This is a genomic window from Alcanivorax sp. HI0044, assembly GCF_001634945.1.
Genome location: NZ_LWEZ01001772.1, coordinates 1 through 870, shown reverse-complemented (window position 1 = coordinate 870; position 870 = coordinate 1). Strand labels below are relative to the sequence as shown.

Here is an 870-nt window from a genome sequence, read left to right as displayed (position 1 = left end):
CTGCTGACGCTGATGATGGCGCAGGTGTGTGATCTGCAGCCGGGCGATTTCGTGCATACCCTGGGCGATGCGCACCTGTACTCCAATCATCTGGAGCAGGCCGACACCCAGCTGGCCCGCACGCCCGGCCCGCTGCCGACAATGACGCTGAATCCGGCGGTGAAGGATCTGTTCGCGTTCACCTTTGACGATTTCACCGTCAGCAATTACGAACCCGCCGCGCACATCAAGGCGCCGGTGGCAATCTAACGCCTGATGCCCGAAGCCGGACGCACGATGCGAGAGAGTCTTTGTCCGGCGTCAGGCGCCCGGCCTCTAGCGTAGGTTTTTTCATGCCCATTCGTCTTTCCATGATGGTCGCCAAGGCCAGCAATAATGTCATCGGCCGGGATAACAAGCTGCCCTGGTATTTGCCCAATGACCTCAAGTACTTCAAGCAGGTTACGTTCGGCAAGCCGGTGATCATGGGCCGCAAGACCTGGGAGTCACTAAAGGGGCCGCTGCCCGGGCGCACCAATATCGTGATTACCCGCCAGCCGGATTATCAGGCCGAGGGCGCCAAGGTGGTGGCCACCGTGGAGGACGCCATCACCATGGCGGAGAATGTGGCATTCATCGAAGGGCAGGAAGAAGCGGTGATCATGGGGGGGGCCGAAATCTATGCATTGGCGTTACCGCAGACCCAGCGACTCTACCTCACAGAAGTGCATGCCGAGGTAGACGGGGATACATTTTTCCCTGAATACGAGGCCTCCGAGTGGCAAGAAATCGGCCGCGAAGATTTCGCCGCGCAAGGGCCAAACCCTTACGATTATTCCTTCGTGGTCTACGAGCGAAAATAGCGGCGCGCTTGCTGCGAAGCGACCTTCA

General features: G+C 59.2%; 2 protein-coding genes. Both read left to right on the top strand.

Going from position 1 to position 870, the window contains the following annotated elements; all coding sequences use genetic code 11:
* The coding region (thyA, locus tag A3730_RS26575; protein WP_063539310.1) for a thymidylate synthase at positions 1 to 249 on the top strand (249 nt) is incomplete at its 5' end.
* 83 nt (positions 250 to 332) lie between these two features.
* Positions 333 to 842, top strand: a complete 510-nt coding sequence (locus A3730_RS26570; RefSeq protein ID WP_082872533.1) for a dihydrofolate reductase — start codon at positions 333 to 335, stop codon at positions 840 to 842.
* The last annotated feature ends 28 nt before the right edge of the window (positions 843 to 870 follow it).

Bases quoted from the DNA above. Each gene is read 5' to 3' on its own strand.
- A3730_RS26570 (WP_082872533.1), top strand. From the start codon at position 333: ATGCCCATTCGTCTTTCCATGATGGTCGCCAAGGCCAGCAATAATGTC.